Origin of the sequence: Paraburkholderia suaedae (assembly GCF_040812055.1) — a bacterium.
Lineage (GTDB): Bacteria > Pseudomonadota > Gammaproteobacteria > Burkholderiales > Burkholderiaceae > Paraburkholderia.
In genome coordinates this window covers 157,309-177,259 of sequence record NZ_JBFOAH010000012.1, presented here as the reverse complement: position 1 = coordinate 177,259, position 19,951 = coordinate 157,309, and the positions used below count along the sequence as shown (strand labels likewise).

The window sequence follows — 19,951 nt, the reverse complement described above, 5'->3', positions numbered from 1 at the left end:
GCGAGAATCCCGCAGCAAGGCCGACGCGCGCCGCTCTCGCGCGGCCGTGCGCTCGCGGCGCCGCCCACACAGCCGCACAACATCGCGGTCACCCAATCCTTGCGGACGAACGACGGACCGCAACGCTCTCAACCCCACGGCCACGAAGCGACTCATCGAGCAGACAGTTCCACGACGCCCGCCACATTTCGCCGCCCGCGACCTTTCAAAAGGGAATAACACCACTGCCTCGCGCGTTATGATCGGCTGTCATGCCAGAGCGGCCGAGCGCGCACGATGGAGCATGCCTACATCCACCTTCTGCATCAGCTAGCCGGCCATTCGGCGTGGATGCTTGCGGTCGTCTTCCTCGCGGCTTTCCTCGAGGCGATCGCCGTGATCGGCACCTTCATTCCCGGCAGCACCGCGATGTTCCTCGCCGGCACGCTGACGGGCACCGGTTCGCTGAGCCTGGGCTGGGTCTTCGTGTGGGCGATCGTCGGCGCGATCGCCGGCGACGGCATGAGCTTCTGGATCGGCAGCCGCTACAAGGAACGCATCATCCAGCTATGGCCGTTTAGCAGACACCCGGAACTGCTCGACGCGGGCAACCGTTTTTTTCACAAGCATGGCGCGAAGAGCGTCGTGCTGGCGCGCTTCATCGGTCCGCTGCGGGCCATCGTGCCGGTCGTCGCGGGCATGCTCGACATGTCGCCGCTGCGCTTCTACGCGATGAACCTGCTGTCCGCGCTGCTGTGGGCGCCCGCTCATATCCTGCCGGGCGTCGTGTTCGGTGCGTCGGTGCTGCTCGCGGGCGCGGTGTCGTTCCGGCTGGTCGTGATTCTCGCGCTGCTGGTGTGCATCGTCTGGCTGAGCTTTCGCGGCGCCCGGTTCGTGCTCGCGCACGCCAATGCGTGGTCCAGTGCCGCGGGCCGCCATCTCGGCGACTGGGCGTGCCGGCACCCCGGTCCGCTCGGCCGGACCGCGCGCAAGATGCTCGACCCCGAGTTGCCGGACGCGACCAGCCTGCTCGTGACATCGCTGATCGTGCTCGCGTGCGGCGCGCTTTTTTTCGGCGTGCTCGCGGACGTGGTCAGCGGCGATCCGCTGACGATCGTCGATCTGTCCGTCTATCACTTCCTGCAATCGGTGCGCACGCCGTGGGGCGACACGGTGCTGGCGGCGCTCGCGACGCTCGGCAGCAGCATCACGCTGGCGATGCTATTGGTCGCAGTCACGCTATGGATGCTGTGGGAGCGGCGCTGGCGCACCATCGGCTACTGGCTCGCCGCGGCAGCGTTTTCCCAATTGCTGATCTTCGGGCTGCAATTCGCGATGCACCGCTCGCCGCCCAATGAACTGATGACCGGCCACTATGTGTTTCCGAGCAATCACGTGGCTGCGGTGGTCATCGTGTACGGCTTCCTCGCGTTCCTGCTCGCGCGCCGGGTCGGCATGGTGCAAGCCGTGCTGGTGGCGGCGGCGAGCATGATCGTGGTGATCGTCGTGGCGCTCGCGGGCGTGTACTTCGGGCGCTACTGGCTGTCCGACGCGATCGGCGGTGCGGCGCTCGCGTATGCGTGGGTGGGATTCGTCGCGCTGACGGCGATCTGGCGGCATCCGCAAGCGCCGCCGCAACGTCCGTTGATGCCCGCGGTGATGCTGGTGGTCGTTCTGCTCGGCGCGGGCGCACAGCTCGCCATCAATCTCCCGGCGCCGCCCGGCAGCCTGCCCAACCCGCCGCCCATCCGCGTCACGCAATCGGAATGGACCCGCTCAGTGTGGAAACGGCTGCCGTGCTATCGCTCGGATATCGGCGGCGACCGCAAGGAGCCGCTCACGCTGCAGTGGGCGTCCAGCCTCGATTCGATCCGCGCACAACTGCGTGCGCAGGGATGGATCGAGGGCGCCGACGTGTCCGCGCACAGCCTGCTCTCGCTTGCATCGCCCGACGTCGCGGCGGTGTCGCTGCCGGTGCTGCCGAAGCTGGACAACGGCGTGCCTTCGTCGCTCGTCCTGATGCGTGCCGGCGACACGCGCGCCCAACGCGACGTGCTGCGTTTCTGGCCGAGCGGTTACGCGGTGGAAAACGGCAGCTCCGCCACGCCGCTATGGCTCGGCGCCTTCGCCCACGAACGGCTGTTCCGGCCGTCGTGGCCGCTCAACATCCTGCGAGTCGACAGAGACCCCGGTTCGTTCGACACCCACGCCAAAGCAGTAGCGGGATCCGGCGCACGCATTCTGGCCCAGGTCGATTGTCATGGGGTGCCGGTGTCGCTGCTGACATCCGCGGCGAACTGAGCGGCGGGATCAGGCTTTTTTGGCGCTGGCCGTTGCCGCCGCCGCGCACTATGCCGGTTCGTTGCACCTGCAAACGATTTGCCGTCGGCTCAGACAGTTGGCACGGTTGCCAAGGATTTCGACACAACGTCGCAATCGGTTTGCGCGGACAAGCGTCAGCAAGCGACTGCTTTGAGTCCGGCTGCAGGTCATAACGTGATCTGCACCGCGCCATAAACCAGGCAGGCTTATGTACTTGTCGACGCGAATGTGAAATCCGCTAGAAGCGCTTTTACAATTCGCAGGCCGCATGCAGACGCAGATTGTGGCTGAATATATTCAACGAGCAAGTGTCAGTTAATGCGTTGCGCCAATGCAACGTCGATTGACCCAATACGGCTTCTTTGCTGCACGCTTGACGAATTGGTTTCGCAGAACTTATCAAGTCCCAAGGCCGATGCATAGGCGTGGCGATATCGGTCGAGGACGACGGCCGCCTAAGACCGTGAGGACTGCCGCATAAAACCTGTCGTAGACACCCGATCACGCTCGCATCATCAGCCGCGCAAACCAGAACTTTTTTGCCAAAATGTCCCGCTTTGACGTTATCGTCTCACTGCGACGTGAATTCGTAGATCAATAGGAGTCCCTGTGAAGAGTCGATTGATGTTTCGAGTCAAGAAAAACCGCGTGTCCGGCATTCGCGGCAGGGAGTCACACTTTGGCGGGTTATCTCTGCGAGTAAGCGTACTGATGCTATGCGCGAGCTATCCGGCTTATAGTTTCGCTGGCGTCGCCGTGCTGCGTCCGCCGCGCGAGGCGCTTTCCACTGCGCCGCTCGACGTGATAGTCGTCTATTCGGGCGATCGACCCGGCGGCACCGAGACAGACGTTCCCGCGCAGTTGAGCATCTCGATCAGCAACCCGGATGTCATTCCGAGCCCACTCAAACTCACGCGCGAGAGCGGCGCGCCGGACCACCTGAAGCTGGCGCCAGGCGATCTCAAAGCGGTCCGCTACAGCGGCACGTGGCCCAAGTGGGCGCGCGGCGCGATGAAGATCGACGTGCCCGAACTCGATGTCTCGCCTTCTTTTGTGCTGCTTACGCGACCGCCGGAATCCGGCAAGTCAAGCGCGCTGGCCTCCGTTGAAGGCGCTCGTGGCGAATCCGCCGGCATCGCCCAACAGCCCGCGAGCACGTTCCCCGTTTCGCCAACGCCGGCTCGCGCAAATGCGCCGATACCGGAACTGAACAGCTTCCTGAGCCGCTTCTCCGCCTATGAACCCATGTACTTCGCCGATGGCTCCAACGGAGAAAACCTCGCGAAATTCCAGTTGAGCTTCAAATTCCGCCTGGTCGTGCCGGACGATCCGCGCTCGCGCGGCTTCGTCGACAACCTGTACTTCGGCTATACGCAAACCTCGTTGTGGGATCTCGGCGAGTACTCCGCACCGTTCCGCGATACGAGCTACATGCCTCAAATGTTCTATTCGATCGACGACACCGGCTGGAAAAGCTCGTGGTTCACCAAGATGGGCATAGCGGCTGGCTACAGTCACGAATCGAATGGCCGCGACGGTCCGGAATCGCGCGGCATCGACATTTTATTTGTGCGCCCGAAATGGGAATTCGGCGACCTGAGTGCCAATCACCTGACCGTCGAGCCGAAGATCTATTACTACGCCCACATTGCGGGCGAGAACTCGGATATCGCGGACTATCGAGGCTACGTCGATCTGCTGCTCAAATACGGCAGTACCGACGGCTGGCAACTGGCCGCGACGTTGAGAAAGGGCATGAAATCCACCTATGGCAGTATCGACACGCAGTTCACCTATCCGTTGGCGAAGCTGATCAACAGTTCGTGGGGCGGCTACCTCTGGGTCGGCTTCTTCACCGGTTATGGCGAAGATATTCTCGACTACAACAAGCATCGGTGGATTGCGCGGATCGGGTACGCCGTTACGCGGTAGCCCGGGCCGCACAATGTGACGTTTCCGTCCGCATCCGCTTAGCGCGGTCGCGCGCCGTCTGATAACGGACGGACCGATAACGCCTCACGGCCCAAGCGACGGCGGCGCACGGCGGCCGCCATCAACGCTCCGCCCGACGCGGCGCGCTCGGCTCTGCAATGCCGATTGCATCACTTTAAATCGTGCCGACGGGTTTACGTCAATAGGGAATCACTGGAGTGTTAGTGATCAGACGGGCACATCGCAGCGGTTTTCTCTAGAGTTGCAGGGTTGTCTGTCGCTTTGACGGCCACACGCTAACTTTCCAGCGTAATTTCAACCCACGGGAAATCCAATGAAAACTTCTCTTCGCAAAGAAGTGTTGACCCACTCCGGCGAGCCAAATGGACTCCATTCGCAATCAAACCGCGCACCCCTCACGCTCAAACACACCATTCACCCTGAGCAGATCCGCGATAACCTGCCCACGAGTCATGGCGGCGTCGGTTTTCTATTTCACGCGACAGACTGGGACACCCTTTCATTTTCTTTTCATAACGTCAAGCACAGAAACGCCGCGTTCGAAGAGGAGTTGTGGAACACCAAGCCTTTTATTGCGTCGCCAATCTACTCGGGCTCTCAGGTCATCGGTGCGAATATCGCCTGCCCGGTGCCGCTCGAGATGTGGCTCGGCAGCGCGCGTGGCATCAAGCGGTTCAGGGAAACCCAATTTTTCCCGGCTCTCGAACTGGCGCGGCAAGCGGGCCTGAACATGGTGGCGATGGGTGCATCCACGCCATACGCGTGCAATTACGGCGCGCTGCCGCGGCCTACGAAGCCGCCTCACATCACCACCGGCCATGCGGCCACCGCGGCGATGCTGCAAGACTGGGCGGTCCATTGCTGCAATGAGCTCGACCTCGAATTCGGCAACACGAGGCTCGCGCTATTCGGCGCGGCCGGGCGCCTGGGCACGACGGTCGCCAAGTATCTGCTCTACAAGGACGTGCCGAAAGAGCTGATTCTGATCGACCTGCCCGACAAATTGAATCTGCTCACCGAACAGGCGAAAGAACTGCTGGCGTCCGACCTGCTCGGCAAGTCGCGCGTGTCGGTGCATACGTTCAGCCCGGACACGCCGCTGCCGCAATTCGACGGCGCGATCCTCGCTAGCAGTACCAGCGTGCCCTACCTGAGCGCCGCCGATCTGAAGAGGGCACAGTTCTGGATCGACGACTCCCACCCGCGCGCGGCGAGCGTAGAAGCCGAACTCGCTTCGCGCGACCATACGCTATATATTGAGTGCTTCGCCCGTGGCCCAGCCGGACTCGACACCGCATTCCCGTTCCGGCTGCCGTCCACGCGCGATTGCTACACCTGTTTCGCGGAGGGCTACTCGGCCTGGCAGGAAGGCATTGCTTCGGACTTCATCATCGGCAGCCCTCCTGTATGGTCGGTCTCTTATACTCACAGTCTATTGAAGAAGTACGGTTTCTCGGTCGGGCCTTTCCACGGAAAAAACGGCTTGCCGATCAGCCTCGAAGCGCAGCAACGCAGCAAACACGAGTTGATAGGATCGTAACGACGATGGAGGCCTGATGGCGATATCGCGCGAAAGCATGCGGGATATGCTGGAACGAAGCAGGTTCGCAATTCGATGGGGCGGCGCGCTTGGCCTCCTGTGCCACCCCATCTATTTCGTCGTGTGGACGTATGTCCTGCCGCAGCCATACGACAATCTTTGGCTGCGCCTGAGTGCCGCGCTCGTCTGTATTCCATTGGTTTTTCAGGCGCATTGGCCCAAGCGCTTCAACCATCTTCTGCTGATTTACTGGCATTGCTGCCTGATCTACGTATTGCCGTTCGTCTGCACGTTTCTGACGGTCAGAAATGCATTCTCCACCATGTGGATGATGACCGAGGTCATGATGATTTTCATCATGGCGCTGTGTATCGACAATCCGCTGTTGCTGCTCACCTGTATCGGCATTGGCGTGTCTTCCGGCGCGGCCGCGGCGGTGATCTCAGCGCCGGCGCCCATCGTCCTCGCCGCGGCCGACAAGTCCAATCTCGCATTGCTGCCGGTCGTCGTATTGTGCAGCATGGCGTTCAGCCACGCGATCAGCAAGGGACGCATCTTCGTGGAAAAGAACCGCGCGCTGCAGGCGCTCGCGGGCTCGATCGCGCACGAAATGCGCAACCCCCTCAGTCAGTTGAGGCATGTGCTCGAGCGCGTCGAAGAAGCCTTGCCTGCGACGACGGAACCAGACCGCGCGCCCCTGCTGTCCTCAGCCCGTGCGGCGTCGCTGTATGAACATCTTGCCCAGGGACAGCTATCGATCGAGCGCGGCCTGCGCATCATCGCGATGACGCTCGACGAAGTCAGCGCCAAATCGGTCCGCTCGGATCACCTGACGTATCTGCATGCGGGGGCGACCACGCGCAAAGCGCTGGAAGAATACGGCTTCGACAATGACAAGGAGCGCGCCAAGGTGAGCCTCGTGGTGCGGGAAGATTTCGTTTTCAAAGTGGACGAGACCGTCTTTCTGTTCACGCTGTTCAATCTGATCAAGAACGCGCTGTATCACATTGCGACCCATCCCGCGGCGACGCTGACGCTTACGGTCGACAGGCAGTCGGTGATCGTTCGCGACACCGGCAGCGGCATCGCGCCCGAGATCCTGCCGCATCTGTTCGAGCCGTTTCGCACGGCGGGCAATTCGGCCGGCACGGGCCTCGGGCTCGCGTATTGCCAGCGCGCGATGCGCGCGCTCGGCGCAAGCATCAGTTGCCAGTCGGAAGTCGGCCAGTTCACGGAATTCACGCTGCGGTTTCCCGTCGTTTCCAAAGAGGAAGTCGCGCAACACGAGCAGCGGATCTTCGAGCGTGCCGCGCCGGTTTTCAAAGGCAAGCGAATCCTGATCGCCGACGACGACGCGGGTCAACGCGCGCGGACTGCTCGCGTACTGACGCAGGCGGGCGCTCATGTGAGCGAAGCGGAAAACGGCGCGCTCGCGTTGACCATGCTGCGGCAGTCGTCGCCGTACGACCTCGTGCTGATGGACATCAGGATGCCGGTTCTGGATGGCTATGCCGCGACCGAAAAGATTCGCGCCGACCCCCAATGTCCGAACCGCAGCGTGCTGATCGCCGCCTATACGGCGGAGCCCTGCAACGCGGCGCGCGTGCACGCCCGCCGGGCCGGGATGGACGAAATCATTAGCAAGTCGGCGAGCGTGCAGGAACTGATCAGCGCCTTGCAAACGCTCCTCGAAAACGGCAGCCGGCATCTTGCGAGCCAGCGTTCGGACGGCTTCGCCGGCAAATCGATCCTGCTGGCCGACGACGACACCTACAGCCGACTGGTTGCCAAAACCTATCTGGAGCGCTGCAGCGCGAACGTGATCGAGGCCGAGCATGGGCAGGCCGTGCTGGCGCGCTTGCAGGAAGACGGCGCGATCGACGCGGTCCTGATGGATATGAACATGCCGGGCCTGAGCGGCGTGCAGGCCACCATGCAGATTCGCGCCCGCACCGACCGGCACGCGCGCGTGCCGATCATCGCATTGACGAGCCAGTCGGATATCGAATCCGTGCACGCGTGCCTCGCCGCCGGCATGAACGAGGTGATGATCAAACCGGTCCAGGCGGGCTCGCTGTATGCGTGTCTTGCCCGACAATTTGCACCGCGGCCCGCCTTGAACGCGGCGCCGCAAACCGATCGGTCCTCCCTGCCGGTTGCGTCGACTGGCAAACCGCAGGCCATCGCGCAAGACGATCTGCTCGATGAAGACCACCTCGAAGAACTGGTCGCGCTCGATCTGCTCGACGACTCGTTCGTCAACGGTATCGAACAGATTCGCGCGCTGGTCGAGCGGCTCGCGGCCAGCACGGTGGCGCTCGACATCGAGTCGGCGCACGGCGCGTTGCACGCTTTGCTCGGCGTCAGCGGCAATATTGGCGCAAGGGCGCTGCACCAATTCGCGCGGCAAATCTATCCGCGTGTGATCGACGGCGAATGGCCCGCCGAACCGGACTGGCTCGCACGAATCTGCACGTTGGGCGAACGTTCTGCCCACGCGTTGCAGACTTATTACGCGTCGACCAAAGCGCGGCGCGCTCATCGCGATGCGGTGAACGAATAGCGGCCCCGCTCGCGGAGTCACGATGACAGGTGCGCGCGATGCGCTCGAACCACGGTTGCACGCGCGGGTTCACTGCCCCGCGGCCGGCATCCGCCCTTTGGCGCCCGGAAAGCCCATCGTGACCGTGGTCCCTGCGCCCAACTCGGACTCGATCCGCAGGCACCCGCCGAACGATTGCATGATGCGGTTGCAAAAGATCATCCCCATGCCGTGACCGCCCGCGCCGGCGTAAGTGGTCACCGGGTCCAGCAGCAGGCGCGCCTTGACCTCGGGTGCGATGCCGGGACCGTTGTCGCGCATGCGGATCTCGGGTTCGGGGCTGTCCGCTATTTCGAGGCACAGCGCAGGCGCGGCTGTGCCGTCGAGCGCGCGCAGTGCATTGGACAACAGCGACGAAAGGACGAGCGCCACGCAATTGGGCATCGCGCGCACGACGAAGTCGCCCTGAACGTCGACCCGTACCCAGTCGCGTTGCGAGCCGACGAACGGATAGGTGTCGAGCAGCGTCGCGATCAAACGCGTCGCCTTGACTTCGCGGCTGCCCGCCTCCGACGCCGACTGCTGGCCGCCGCTTTTGTGCACCGTCTCCCAGAACGACGAGATCAGCGTCAAACAATACTGCGCATTGTTCAGCATCGATCGCGCCGCGTGGCCGATCTCCTTCTGGCGCGCCGGATCGTATTGCTCGACTACGTCGTTCTCGACGGAGCGCGCAAAGAGCGAGATGGTCGCCAACGGCGTATTCAGTTCGTGAGCGAGGAAACCGAGCGTCTCGTCCATCGCCAATAGTCGTTGTTGACGCGTTTCCCGCTCCGAGTAGCGCGCGATTGCCGATTGCAGAACCTCGCGGACCTTTTCCGTGCGCAGCGGCTTTTCGAGGATACGGAACACGTCGCCGGTATTGACGGTCTGCAACAGCATGCTCTTGTCCGCATAGGCGGTTACGAGTATGCGCACGATCTGCGGATACTCGTGCGCAACCTGGCGCAGCAGATCGTCGCCGTCGCGCCCCGGCATCCGGTAGTCCGTCACCAGCACGGCGATCTGTGCGCCGTGCTCGCGCAGTACGGCAATCGCCTCGTCCGCGCTCTGCGCCACATGCACGCAATAGTCCGCACGGATCGCGCGTGCGAAGTGGTTGCGCGACATCTCCTCGTCATCGACGAAAAGAACGGAAAACGGCGGCTGTGTGATGTCACTCATGGTCGCTCATGGTCACTCATGGGTCGCTCGTTGCATTCGCAACGATCGCGGCAAATCGGAACTGAACCGCAACAACATCGCGGTGGAAAAGCAGCGGTCTGCCGCGATCATAACCAAAGCGCGACGCGATGGGGGCTCGAGTCGATCATTCGCAGGGTTCGGCGGGCAGTGTGCGTCTTTGGAGCGCTTCTCGTGGAAACGCCGAGACGTTGCACGATTTGCCCGCGGGTCCGCAGCCGAGCCAACGGCAACTGACCGAAAAGCAATTGCCCCCATTGCCTGCAGTGCTTTCATCCATATCGTACAATTCCGATACATGATTCGTCCTGTAGCGATGCAGATGCGTCGACGCCGGCCGGCGTCGCGTCTGCCCGTTGCCGAACACCTAGAAGCCAACGCAATGAAGCCCGATATCGACGCGATTCACAAAGCGCTTGCCAACCCGGTCCGCCGGGAGATTCTCGGCTGGCTGCGGGAACCGCACGCGCATTTTGCCGATCAGGAGTTTCCGCTCGAGCACGGCGTGTGTGCGGGCAAGATCGACACACGCTGCGGACTGTCGCAGTCCACCGTGTCGGCGCACCTCGCGGCCTTGCAGCGCGCGGGGCTCGTCACGTCGAAGCGGGTCGGCCAATGGGTGTTCTTCAAACGCAACGAGCCCGTCATTCAGGCGTTCCTCGAACACATGAACGCCAGGCTCTGAATGCATCGTTCGCATCGCCGCGCTTCTTTCATCACGTAATTTTGTCAGGCTCGGGCCGCGCCCGCCGCCAAAGGTGAACACTTATGCCGACTCTTTTCGATCCGTTGCAAATTGGCGACCTCACGCTGTCGAACCGCATCATCATGGCGCCGCTGACGCGTCAGCGCGCCGAAGAAATCCGCGTGCCGAACGCGCTGATGGCGCGCTATTACGCCGAGCGCGCAACGGCGGGGCTGATCATCAGCGAAGCGACTTCGGTCACGCCGCAAGGCGTCGGTTATGCGGAAACGCCGGGCATCTGGTCGCAGGAACAGGTCGAAGGCTGGAAGCTGGTCACGAATGCGGTGCACGCGGCCGGCGGCAAGATTTTCCTGCAACTGTGGCACGTGGGCCGCATTTCGGACCCGCTGTTTCTCAACGGCGAATTGCCGGTCGCGCCGAGCGCAATCGCGGCCAAGGGTCATGTGAGCCTGGTGCGTCCCGAACGGCCTTACGTGACGCCACGCGCGCTGGACCTCGAAGAGATCGCCGGCGTGGTCGAAGCGTTCCGCAAAGGCGCCGAAAACGCCAAGGCCGCTGGTTTCGACGGTGTCGAAGTGCACGGTGCGAACGGCTATCTGCTCGACCAGTTCCTGCAGGACAGCACCAACAAGCGCACCGATGCGTACGGCGGCCCGATTGAAAACCGCGCGCGTCTGCTGCTCGAAATCACCGACGCCTGTATCGATGTGTGGGGCGCAAACCGTGTCGGCGTGCATCTTGCACCGCGCCGCGATTCGCACGCCATGGGCGATTCGGACCCGGCCGGCACGTTCGGCTATGTCGCCCGCGAACTCGGCAAACGCAAGATCGCGTTCATCGCCGCGCGGGAATCGCTCGGCGAGGACCGACTCGGCCCGCAACTGAAGAAAGCATTCGGCGGCCCGTACATCGCAAACGAAAAGTTCACCCGGGAAACCGCGCAACAGGTGCTCGATGCGGGGGAAGCGGACGCCGTGGCATGGGGTCAGCTGTTCATCGCGAATCCGGACCTGGTGCGCCGCTTCGCGACGAATGCGCCGTTGAACAAGCCGAATCCGTCGACCTACTATGCGCGCGGCGAAACCGGCTACATCGACTATCCGGCGCTGGAAGCGGTGGAATAAACGGGCACGCGGCACCTCGATGCGTCGATGCGCCGACGTATCGAGGCGCGGCATGAACAGCGCTCGCCAGTGGTGAATACGCTGTAAGAGACGCGGCGGGTGTGACTGAACGACATGTCAGTCACGCCCGCCGCGTTTTTGTTGCACGTCGAAAAGCCTGCCCGTCATCCAACGTCGCGCCGCATGAACACGCGCTTCGATTCATCGAGTCCTCGCTCGATATGCGCGTCGCGCCGTGCAATCAGCGCCGCGTCCAGTTGCGCTGGCGCGATATCGCGAAAGCCAAGCCGCCGGTAGTACGGCGCATTCCACGGCACATCGCGAAACGTCGACAGCACGAGCTGCGGTAGCCGCCGCGCGCGCGCCAGTTGCGCGACCTGCTCGATCAGCGCCGCACCGATGCGCCGTCCCGCATGCGAAGTGAGCACGTCGAGTTCCTGAACATAGATGCGCTCGGGTTGCGGCTCGAACATCACGAAGCCGGCGCAGGTTGCGTCGGCGTCCAGCGCGACGATGATCTCGCCCGCCGCGATCTTTCGCTCGACGACGTGTCGCGCCATCGGCGGCGCATCGGCAATGCCGGCCATGCCCACGCCGATGAAACGCTGGCCTGCCTCGAATTCGATCGCACGAATCGCCTCGGCGTCGTGCGGCAACGCAAAACGGAAGATAACGGGGACTGAATGTGGCATGGGGTTCCTCGGTGCGCGTTCGCGGGCTGGCGTCCGTGCGCCAGCCTCCATCGCCGGAGATATTCCCTGATATTGGCATCGCGGCTGACCAATGCACAAGCAAGACCAGCCAGACACCTGTGAAACCGGCATAAAACCACTGCGCACGCCGTCACAGGACTACACTCCACACATCGGATCGCCTTCGGCACAACATGGACCTCCTGAATCTGTTCCAGATCGCCCTGCACCTCGATCAGCACCTGACCACGGTGATCGAGCAGTTCGGCACCGCAGTTTACGCGCTGCTGTTTGTCGTCGTGTTCGTCGAATACGGTTTCCTGCCGCTGTTCTTCCTGCCGGGCGATCCGCTGATCTTCATTTGCGGCGCGCTCGCGGCCACCGGCGCGCTCAATGCGTGGATCGTGGTGCCCGTGCTGTTCGTCGCGACGGTGGCCGGCAGCATCGTCGGGTATGGGCTCGGCCGCGCGGTCGGGGAAAAAGTTTATACCGCCGACTATCGCTGGCTGAACAAGCATGCGCTGCGCAAAGCGCACGCGTTCAGCGAAGCGCGTGGCGGCCTGACGTTCCTGCTGTCGCCCTACATCGCCGTGCTGCGCACCTTCGCGCCGTTCGTGGCGGGCGTCTCGCGCATGACGTTCTCGCGTTATGTGTGGCTCGTCAGCGCCGGCGCGGCGCTCTGGGTCGTCTCGCTGATGGCCGCCGGCTTCCTGTTCGGCAACGTGCCGGTCGTGCGCGAACACATGAGCTCGCTCGTGCTGCTAGGCATCCTGCTGGGCGGCGCAATGCTGCTGTGCGGCGCGCTGTGGCGCCTGTACCAGCGGCGTCTGCGCGCGGACTGACCGCAGCAGCATCCGCCACACGCGTTGCGGGGCGCGATGACGATAGCGGCGGCGACTTGACGCTCGCGTCATAGGAAGGTAACCTTTTCAGGTAGCCTTCCTATATCGGTCATCGCATGAGCAGGAACGACACCCCGGCCACAGCCGACACGCTGCATGCATTGGCCGAAGATCTGCGTGTGGTGGCCGCCGGGCTGCGCCGCCGTCTGCGCGAAGAGTCCAATGTCGGCGACTTCACGCCTTCCCAAATGCAGGTTCTCGCCCGGCTGGAGCGCGAAGGTCCGGCCACGGTCACCTCGCTCGCCCGCGCCCACGGCATGCGTCCCCAGTCCATGGGCGAAACCCTTGCGGCTTTGAAAGCTGCCGGCTTCGTCAGCGGTGCACCCGACCCGAACGACGGCCGGCAAACCGTGCTTTCCATCACCCCGGCGTTACGCCGGAAGGTCAAGGCAACCCGTGCCGCGCGCGAGGACTGGCTATTGCGCACCATTCAGAGCCGCTTTTCGGCGGCCGAGCAGAAACAGCTCGCCATCGGCGTCGACTTGCTCAAACGCCTGATCGACTCTTAACGCGCAGGAGCACACCATGGCACTCACCACCCTCGACACAAAGACGGCGCTAATCGTCATCGATTTGCAGCGCGGCATCGTTGCGCTGCCCACGGTTCACCCGTCGAGCGACATCGTCGAACGTTCGGCCGCGCTGCTCGACGCATTCCGCCGTCATGGGTTACCCGTCGTGCTGGTCAACGTGGCCGGGACCGCCCCGGGCCGCACGGACCAGGGCAGCCACACCGGCGACTTCCCCGCCGGCTTCGCGGACCTCGTGCCTGAACTGAAGCAGCAGCCCTCGGACCATGTGGTCACCAAGCGCACCTGGGGCGCGTTCACGAACACGGATCTCGCAGCGTATCTGCGCGAGCAGCGCGTCACGCAGGTAGTGCTGACGGGCATTGCGACAAGTATCGGCGTCGAATCCACCGCGCGTTGCGCAAGCGAACTTGGACTGAACGTCACGCTCGTTGTCGACGCCATGACCGACCGGAATGCGGACGCGCACACCAATAGCATCACGCGCATCTTCCCGCGTCTGGGTGAAACCGGCACGACGCAGCAAGTGCTCGATCTGCTGGAACGCATGCGCAGCTCACATGCCCAACCAGACATGCGTACCTGAGCCTGCCCCAAGCGGGCGGTTGCGCCCACACGCCGCTCGCCTGCTTAGAAAGGAATCCTTCGGTGACCGCCACCTTCCGTTCACTGCGCAACTTCAACTACCGGGTCTGGGCGAGCGGCGCGATCGTCTCCAACGTCGGTACATGGATGCAGCGCACGGCGCAAGACTGGCTGGTACTGACGGAACTGACGCACCACAATGCGACCGCCGTCGGTATCGTGATGTCGCTACAGTTCGGGCCGCAAATGGTGTTGTTGCCGCTCACCGGCTATGCGGCCGATCACTGCGACCGCCGCAAGCTGCTGTTCGCCACGCAGGCCGCGATGGGCTCGCTGGCGCTGGCCTTGGGTCTACTCACCGTCGCGGGACTCGTGCGGCTCTGGCAGGTCTACCTGTTCGCGGGACTGCTCGGCTGTGTCACCGCATTCGATTCCCCCGCGCGCCAAACCTTCGTGTCGGACCTGGTCGGCGAACGCGATCTGGCAAACGCGGTCGCGCTGAATTCCACGTCGTTCAACGCGGCTCGCATGATCGGGCCCGCGGTGGCGGGGCTGCTGATCGCATCGGTCGGCACCGGCTGGGTGTTTCTGGTCAACGCGATCTCTTTTCTCGCCGTGCTCGGCTCCCTGCGCATGCTTCGGGTCGGCGAATTGCATCACAAGCCCCGCCCGATACGCTCACCCGGCAGCTTCGTGGAAGGCTTCAAGTATGTGTGGACGCGCCCCGATCTGAAAGCGGCACTGCTGATGCTGTTCCTGATCGGCACGTTCGGACTGAACTTCCCGATTTTCATCTCGACCATGTCCGTCACCGCGTTTCATGCGGGTGCGAGCCAATACGGCGTGTTGAGTTCGACCATGGCAATCGGCTCGGTGACGGGCGCGTTGCTCGCCGCGCGCCGCGCGCGTCCCCGCGTGGCGCTCCTGCTCGGCGCGGCGGCGATCTTCGGGGTGGGCTGCGCGCTGGCGGCGCTGATGCCCAACTACGTGCTGTTCGGCACGATGCTCGCGGTGATCGGCGTATGTACGCAAACCTTCACCACGTCCACCAATAGCCTCGTGCAACTGTCGACAGAACCGGCAATGCGCGGCCGCGTGCTCGCCATCCTGCTGGCCATCGCGCTGGGCGGCACGCCGCTCGGCGCGCCCGTCGTCGGCTGGGTGGCGGACCGGTTCGGCCCGCGCTGGGCGCTCGGGGTGGGCGCCGCATCGGGCTTCGCCGCGGCGCTGGTTGGCCTGCTGTATCTGGTCAAATACCGCCAGTTGCGCGTGTATGCGCAGGGTCGACGGCTGCGCTACAGCATCGACGATCCACCGCCGGCTAGCGTTGCGTGGTCTGCGGCTTCGTCGTCCGTCGGCCCGGTTGGCGTGGTCCGCAACGCCGTGTTGGACGAAGCTGAAGAGAACGCTTCGTCGGGCGTATGAACGTCCGACGAGATTTACCGCATCGACAAAAAAGGCACCCCGGACATTCCGGCGTGCCTTTTCATTGGCAACAGCGACAGCCACCTCAACAGCGTCGGCACTGCTGCGGGGCCGACTTACTTCGCGACCGGCATCGTGAACTCGGCGCCCTTTGCGATGCTGTCCGGCCAGCGCTGCATGATGCTCTTGTAGCGCGTATAGAAGCGCACGCCCTCTTCGCCGTACGCATGGTGATCGCCGCATAGGGAACGCTTCCAGCCGCCGAACGAGTGCCATGCCATCGGCACCGGAATCGGCACGTTGATGCCGACCATGCCCACCTGAATCTGCCGCCCGAACGCACGCGCGACACCGCCATCGGACGTGAACAGCGACACGCCGTTGCCGAACTCGTGCGCGTTGATCAGTTCGACGGCGCTCGCGAAGTCGGGCACGCGCACTACCGCCAGCACCGGGCCGAAGATCTCTTCTTGTAGATCTTCATCTGGGTGCCGACATGATCGAACAGCGTACCGCCGATGAAAAAGCCCGCTTCACCCGACACCGGATGCGCGCGGCCGTCGACAATGAGCCTTGCGCCTTGCGCCTCGCCCGACGCAATATAGTCCGCCACCTTGGCCTTATGTTCGGCGGTGACCAACGGTCCCATCTCGGCGTCCCGATGTTCGCCGTTCTTGATGACGAGCGCCTTGACGCGCGGCACGAGTCTGTCGATCAGCTGATCGGCGACATTGCCGACCGCCACTGCCACCGAGATCGCCATGCACCGCTCGCCCGCGGAGCCGTAGGCGGCTTACGTAGGCGCCGCGCCACCGTCACCGCCATTGCTCGGTCAGTTCGTTGGCCAGCATCATCTTCTCGCGGACCACCTCGACCAGACCCACGTCGACACCGCTTTGCGCCTTCAGGAACTTCAGCGCGGCGGAATGCACCGTGCGCATCGCGCGTCCATCGATCCCGGTCATGCGAGCCGCGCTGCGCCGCGTTTCTTCGACCAGGTCGCGTGCGCTGGCAAAGTCGGGCGACAAGCCGGTGTACGTCTCGAACCCAGCGCGTAAGCCGACCGCGTAGTCGCGCGACTGCCCGAGCCTGTCGATGTCGACCAGCAGATCGACGCCTTGCGCCATCCGCAGCGCGCACAGAATCCACAACGCGATGAACGCCCGATACGCGTTATTGCCTTCGGCGGTGCGCGCAAATTGCTCGCACGCCATCGCATAGGCGTCGTCCGACATCGACGCCACCGGCGGCAAGCTCGCGCCACACGCGTCGAGCGCCTGCCGGACCAACGCTTCCGACTGATTCAGTCCGAGTACGCGAAACGGCGCGGCGACGAAAAACGGATTGCTCCATTGCTGACTGAGCAGCCATCCCGACGCGAATTGCGACGCGGGATTGCGCAGCACGCCGACATGCAGCGCGTCCGGAAACGCGGCTTTCAACCACGCCAAGCGTCCCGACGAGCGACAGAACTTGAACACCGGCACGCGGCGCTGTTCGACCGTCCGCTCACACAGATTACGCAAATAAGCCTGCAGAGCGGGGAATTGCGCATCCGGCTCGCTTGCGAAGCGATCGATGCCGAAGGGTTTGCGATATCCAGCAACTCCGCGCGTGCTTGCCTGAAGAAACGGCCGGTACTCGTCGAAGTACGGTGCGGCGAGTGGCGGGTGCCCGGAGGTCAACGTGGGACGCGATGCGTCGACGTCGGCAAGGCTCAGTTCGGCAAGCACGTTGCTGAGCGGTTCATAAAAACCGGTAGCCGTGTCGAGTTCGCGCAGCCGCGACCAGACCCAGGTCCCTGCGCTGCGCCAGCCGGTGTGCAGAAACACCGCCTGTTTCAGGACACTCTTGCGTGCAGTCTCGTTCGGGGCGGCGGGCGAGTCGCCGGGGGCTGCTGACGGATCACTCATGGGTTCATGTGACAACGGCATGGGACTTCTCTTCAAGGTAAACGGTAGCGATATAACGGAAATCGGTACAGGCCGGGCCACGCGAATCGCAGCGGATACTTTAGCGGTTCAGGTTCGCTGGCGCATTGCGACGTGCATTCAATTTCGCTGAATCGAGGCGCTAATGAGGCTAAACGACCGAGCGCTTACCGAATTCTATAGTCGGCTCATCTTCCCCAGCCGGTGAGTCCATGACTGCTCCATCCGCGTTCCCGCAAGCGGTCCTCTTCGACCTGCTCACCGCCCTCCTCGATTCCTGGAGTTCGTGACGCTTTCACGGTAGGCCGGTAAGTGCGGCTGCCGAGCCTTTCAGAGTCCAGGTCACTCGTCTTCTTCTGCTAGCCCGGCCAGCAGATCGTCGACCGCGCGATACACGCGCTCGACGATCTCCGGCCCCACCTTGCGCTCCAGTTCCCGGTAGTGCGCTTCCAGATCCTTCGAAATCACGCGCACCAGTTCCGCGCTCGTGTCCGTCAGCGATACCCGCACGCGACGCTGGTCTTCGGCGAAACGCTCCTTGATCACCAGGTCCATGCTCTCCATCCGCGCGAGCACGCCGGCCATGCTCGGGCTAGAAATGGTGCAGATATCGGAGATGTGGCGCGGCTCCATCGGGCCATGTTCGTCGAGCGCGCGAATCACTCGCCATTGCTGCTCGGTCAGTCCATGAGCGGTGATCAATGGCCGGAAACGCTCCATCATTTTTTCTCGGGCACGCAACAACAGCATGGGCAGGTTGCGGTGCAAAACTCGGGTGGCAGCGGACATATAGGTAAAGAACGAAAACAGCCGCCGTTGCTTAAGGGAAAACCCGCGATCAACCGGCAGCCTATTGACCGTGAATGATATCAAGCGCAATACTACTAACATGTTAGTGTTTTCGTCGAGTTTTTTCCAAGAGATCGATCCGTTATGTTCGCCGTTGCTGATCACCTGCTGCATCCCGAAAGCGACGCGTTGCCTCGCGACGTCGACGCACGCACCGCAGCCGCGCTGCTCGCACGAGGCACCGTGTGCCGTGCGCCGGTCAGTGGCGCGGTGTACGGGACGCTGCTTAACGACCGTGCAGCGCTCGATGCGTTAGGTGACACCATGCACGCCGCGCCGTACAAGGCGCCGCCCAAAGCGCCCATTCTCTATCTGAAGCCGCGCAACACGCTTGCCGGGCATCGCGTGCGGGTTGTCGTGCCGGACGACGCTGCGGGCGTTGAGGTCGGCGCTTCGCTGGGCATCGTCATAGGCCGCACTGCAACGCGCATTAGCGTCGATCGCGCGGCGGACTACATCGCCGGCTACACGCCGGTCGCGGATCTCAGCGTGCCTCATAGCAACGTCTATCGGCCTTCGGTTCGCCTGCGCGCACGCGACGGCTTCTGCGTGGTCGGGCCGGCCGTAGTCGCGGCACGTCATGTCGCCACGCCGGATCAACTCGGTATCGCGGTCGTGCTCAATGATGCGAAGCGCTTCACGGCGAGCACCGCATCGTCGGTGCGCAACATCGCGCAACTACTCGCGGACGTGACTGACTTTATGACGCTCAGTGCAGGCGATGTTCTTATGCTCGGCGTGCGGTATGGATCGCCGGTCGCGCATGTCGGCGACACGGCCGCGATCACGATTGGAGAACTGCCACCGCTCATGGTGTCGTTTGTCGGCGCAACCCAACCGGATGGAGAACAACCATGATGCGCGGCCGTGTTGCGTATGCAGGCGCGCTCCACGAAGCGTATCCGCATGTAGATGGCGTGCGCCTCGCAGACGGTCGCGTGTGTCGCGAAGATGAAGTGGTTTGGCTCGCGCCGCTCGAAGTGGGCACGATTTTCGCGCTCGGCCTGAACTACGCCGAGCATGCGAAGGAATTGCAGTTCAACAAGCAGGAAGAACCGCTCGTCTTTCTCAAGGGGCCCGGCACGGTACTCGGTCATCGTGGCGTGACGCGCCGCCCCGCCGATGTCACGTTCATGCACTACGAGTGCGAACTGGCGGTCGTGATCGGCAGGATCGCGCGGAACGTGACGCGCGAGAACGCGATGCAACACGTGGCCGGCTACACGATCGCCAACGACTACGCGATCCGCGATTACCTCGAAAACTACTACCGCCCCAACCTGCGCGTGAAGAATCGCGACGGCGGCACGGTGCTCGGGCCGTGGTTGGTCGACGCCGCCGACGTCACCGACGTGACGCAACTGGAATTGCGCACGTTCGTCAACGGCACGCTGCAACAGCACGGCAACACGCGCGAGCTCGTCACCGACATCCCCGCGCTGATCGAATATCTGAGCGGCTTCATGACGCTCGCGCCCGGCGATGTGATCCTGACCGGCACGCCGGAAGGCATCGTCAATGTGAATGCGGGCGATGAAGTGGTCTGCGAGATCGACGGTCTGGGCCGTCTCGTCAACACGATTGGGTCCGATGCGGACTTCGGCCGTGCGTGATCGGCTGATTTTCAAG

At 63.2% G+C, this 19,951-nt stretch carries 16 protein-coding genes and 1 pseudogene; 12 read left to right on the top strand and 5 right to left on the bottom strand.

Going from position 1 to position 19,951, the window contains the following annotated elements; all coding sequences use genetic code 11:
• Positions 1–276: 276 nt before the first annotated feature.
• The 4 genes from ABQJ48_RS18315 (at position 277) to ABQJ48_RS18300 (ending at position 8,357) form a co-directional block, all read left to right on the top strand.
• Positions 277–2,280, top strand: coding sequence for a bifunctional DedA family/phosphatase PAP2 family protein (locus ABQJ48_RS18315; protein WP_367839414.1), 2,004 nt, complete (start codon positions 277–279; stop codon positions 2,278–2,280).
• Between the two features lie 630 nt (positions 2,281–2,910).
• Positions 2,911–4,233 (top strand): phospholipase A, encoded by a 1,323-nt coding sequence (locus ABQJ48_RS18310; RefSeq protein ID WP_367839413.1) that lies wholly within the window; start codon positions 2,911–2,913, stop codon positions 4,231–4,233.
• Positions 4,234–4,567: 334 nt separating this feature from the next.
• Positions 4,568–5,794, top strand: a complete 1,227-nt coding sequence (locus ABQJ48_RS18305) for a hypothetical protein (RefSeq protein WP_367839412.1) — start codon at positions 4,568–4,570, stop codon at positions 5,792–5,794.
• A 16-nt stretch (positions 5,795–5,810) separates the two neighbouring features.
• Positions 5,811–8,357: a response regulator gene (locus ABQJ48_RS18300; RefSeq protein WP_367839411.1), complete on the top strand. Its 2,547-nt coding sequence runs from the start codon at positions 5,811–5,813 to the stop codon at positions 8,355–8,357.
• Positions 8,358–8,426: 69 nt separating this feature from the next.
• Here the strand turns inward: ABQJ48_RS18300 and ABQJ48_RS18295 are convergent, their stop codons facing one another.
• The gene (locus tag ABQJ48_RS18295) at positions 8,427–9,560 is read right to left on the bottom strand and encodes a hybrid sensor histidine kinase/response regulator (RefSeq protein ID WP_367839410.1); all 1,134 of its coding nucleotides are present in this window, start codon (positions 9,558–9,560) and stop codon (positions 8,427–8,429) included.
• A gap of 400 nt (positions 9,561–9,960) precedes the next feature.
• Between ABQJ48_RS18295 and ABQJ48_RS18290 the strand changes: the two genes are divergently transcribed.
• Together ABQJ48_RS18290 and ABQJ48_RS18285 are read left to right on the top strand one after the other, a co-directional pair.
• The gene (locus tag ABQJ48_RS18290) at positions 9,961–10,263 is read left to right on the top strand and encodes an ArsR/SmtB family transcription factor (protein WP_367839409.1); all 303 of its coding nucleotides are present in this window, start codon (positions 9,961–9,963) and stop codon (positions 10,261–10,263) included.
• Positions 10,264–10,346: 83 nt separating this feature from the next.
• Positions 10,347–11,408, top strand: coding sequence for an alkene reductase (locus tag ABQJ48_RS18285; protein WP_367839408.1), 1,062 nt, complete (start codon positions 10,347–10,349; stop codon positions 11,406–11,408).
• A gap of 164 nt (positions 11,409–11,572) precedes the next feature.
• Here the strand turns inward: ABQJ48_RS18285 and ABQJ48_RS18280 are convergent, their stop codons facing one another.
• A complete protein-coding gene (locus ABQJ48_RS18280; protein WP_367839407.1) occupies positions 11,573–12,100 on the bottom strand; it encodes a GNAT family N-acetyltransferase in 528 nt (175 codons plus the stop codon).
• 194 nt (positions 12,101–12,294) lie between these two features.
• Between ABQJ48_RS18280 and ABQJ48_RS18275 the strand changes: the two genes are divergently transcribed.
• From ABQJ48_RS18275 to ABQJ48_RS18260, 4 genes are all read left to right on the top strand, one after another.
• Positions 12,295–12,942: a VTT domain-containing protein gene (locus tag ABQJ48_RS18275; RefSeq protein WP_367839406.1), complete on the top strand. Its 648-nt coding sequence runs from the start codon at positions 12,295–12,297 to the stop codon at positions 12,940–12,942.
• A gap of 116 nt (positions 12,943–13,058) precedes the next feature.
• Complete coding sequence (locus ABQJ48_RS18270; protein WP_367839405.1) at positions 13,059–13,511, top strand: MarR family winged helix-turn-helix transcriptional regulator; 453 nt, start codon at positions 13,059–13,061, stop codon at positions 13,509–13,511.
• A 16-nt stretch (positions 13,512–13,527) separates the two neighbouring features.
• Positions 13,528–14,118: a cysteine hydrolase family protein gene (locus ABQJ48_RS18265; protein WP_367839404.1), complete on the top strand. Its 591-nt coding sequence runs from the start codon at positions 13,528–13,530 to the stop codon at positions 14,116–14,118.
• Positions 14,119–14,180: 62 nt separating this feature from the next.
• The gene (locus ABQJ48_RS18260) at positions 14,181–15,542 is read left to right on the top strand and encodes an MFS transporter (protein WP_367839403.1); all 1,362 of its coding nucleotides are present in this window, start codon (positions 14,181–14,183) and stop codon (positions 15,540–15,542) included.
• Positions 15,543–15,658: 116 nt separating this feature from the next.
• On the opposite strand, the pseudogene ABQJ48_RS18255 reads toward ABQJ48_RS18260, so the two are convergent.
• From ABQJ48_RS18255 to hpaR, 3 genes and pseudogenes are all read right to left on the bottom strand, one after another.
• Positions 15,659–16,305: pseudogene (locus ABQJ48_RS18255) on the bottom strand (aldehyde dehydrogenase family protein).
• 52 nt (positions 16,306–16,357) lie between these two features.
• Complete coding sequence (locus ABQJ48_RS18250) at positions 16,358–17,455, bottom strand: hypothetical protein (RefSeq protein WP_367839402.1); 1,098 nt, start codon at positions 17,453–17,455, stop codon at positions 16,358–16,360.
• A 360-nt stretch (positions 17,456–17,815) separates the two neighbouring features.
• Positions 17,816–18,223 carry a homoprotocatechuate degradation operon regulator HpaR gene (gene hpaR, locus ABQJ48_RS18245; RefSeq protein ID WP_367839446.1) on the bottom strand — a complete coding sequence of 136 codons (408 nt, stop codon included), beginning with the start codon at positions 18,221–18,223 and terminating at the stop codon, positions 17,816–17,818.
• Between the two features lie 183 nt (positions 18,224–18,406).
• Between hpaR and ABQJ48_RS18240 the strand changes: the two genes are divergently transcribed.
• The gene (locus ABQJ48_RS18240) at positions 18,407–19,180 is read left to right on the top strand and encodes a fumarylacetoacetate hydrolase family protein (RefSeq protein ID WP_367839401.1); all 774 of its coding nucleotides are present in this window, start codon (positions 18,407–18,409) and stop codon (positions 19,178–19,180) included.
• A complete protein-coding gene (locus ABQJ48_RS18235; protein ID WP_367839400.1) occupies positions 19,177–19,935 on the top strand; it encodes a fumarylacetoacetate hydrolase family protein in 759 nt (252 codons plus the stop codon). The genes ABQJ48_RS18240 and ABQJ48_RS18235 overlap by 4 nt, the downstream gene beginning before the upstream one ends.
• The last annotated feature ends 16 nt before the right edge of the window (positions 19,936–19,951 follow it).

What these genes read in the sequence shown, in the direction of transcription:
- ABQJ48_RS18315 (WP_367839414.1), top strand. Translation starts at nt 277, where the DNA reads ATGGAGCATGCCTACATCCACCTTCTGCATCAGCTAGCCGGCCATTCG.
- ABQJ48_RS18305 (WP_367839412.1), top strand. Translation starts at nt 4,568, where the DNA reads ATGAAAACTTCTCTTCGCAAAGAAGTGTTGACCCACTCCGGCGAGCCA.
- ABQJ48_RS18300 (WP_367839411.1), top strand. Translation starts at nt 5,811, where the DNA reads ATGGCGATATCGCGCGAAAGCATGCGGGATATGCTGGAACGAAGCAGG.
- ABQJ48_RS18295 (WP_367839410.1), bottom strand. Translation starts at nt 9,560, where the DNA reads ATGAGTGACATCACACAGCCGCCGTTTTCCGTTCTTTTCGTCGATGAC.
- ABQJ48_RS18290 (WP_367839409.1), top strand. Translation starts at nt 9,961, where the DNA reads ATGAAGCCCGATATCGACGCGATTCACAAAGCGCTTGCCAACCCGGTC.
- ABQJ48_RS18285 (WP_367839408.1), top strand. Translation starts at nt 10,347, where the DNA reads ATGCCGACTCTTTTCGATCCGTTGCAAATTGGCGACCTCACGCTGTCG.
- ABQJ48_RS18280 (WP_367839407.1), bottom strand. Translation starts at nt 12,100, where the DNA reads ATGCCACATTCAGTCCCCGTTATCTTCCGTTTTGCGTTGCCGCACGAC.
- ABQJ48_RS18275 (WP_367839406.1), top strand. Translation starts at nt 12,295, where the DNA reads ATGGACCTCCTGAATCTGTTCCAGATCGCCCTGCACCTCGATCAGCAC.
- ABQJ48_RS18270 (WP_367839405.1), top strand. Translation starts at nt 13,059, where the DNA reads ATGAGCAGGAACGACACCCCGGCCACAGCCGACACGCTGCATGCATTG.
- ABQJ48_RS18265 (WP_367839404.1), top strand. Translation starts at nt 13,528, where the DNA reads ATGGCACTCACCACCCTCGACACAAAGACGGCGCTAATCGTCATCGAT.
- ABQJ48_RS18250 (WP_367839402.1), bottom strand. Translation starts at nt 17,455, where the DNA reads ATGAGTGATCCGTCAGCAGCCCCCGGCGACTCGCCCGCCGCCCCGAAC.
- hpaR (WP_367839446.1), bottom strand. Translation starts at nt 18,223, where the DNA reads ATGCTGTTGTTGCGTGCCCGAGAAAAAATGATGGAGCGTTTCCGGCCA.
- ABQJ48_RS18240 (WP_367839401.1), top strand. Translation starts at nt 18,407, where the DNA reads ATGTTCGCCGTTGCTGATCACCTGCTGCATCCCGAAAGCGACGCGTTG.
- ABQJ48_RS18235 (WP_367839400.1), top strand. Translation starts at nt 19,177, where the DNA reads ATGATGCGCGGCCGTGTTGCGTATGCAGGCGCGCTCCACGAAGCGTAT.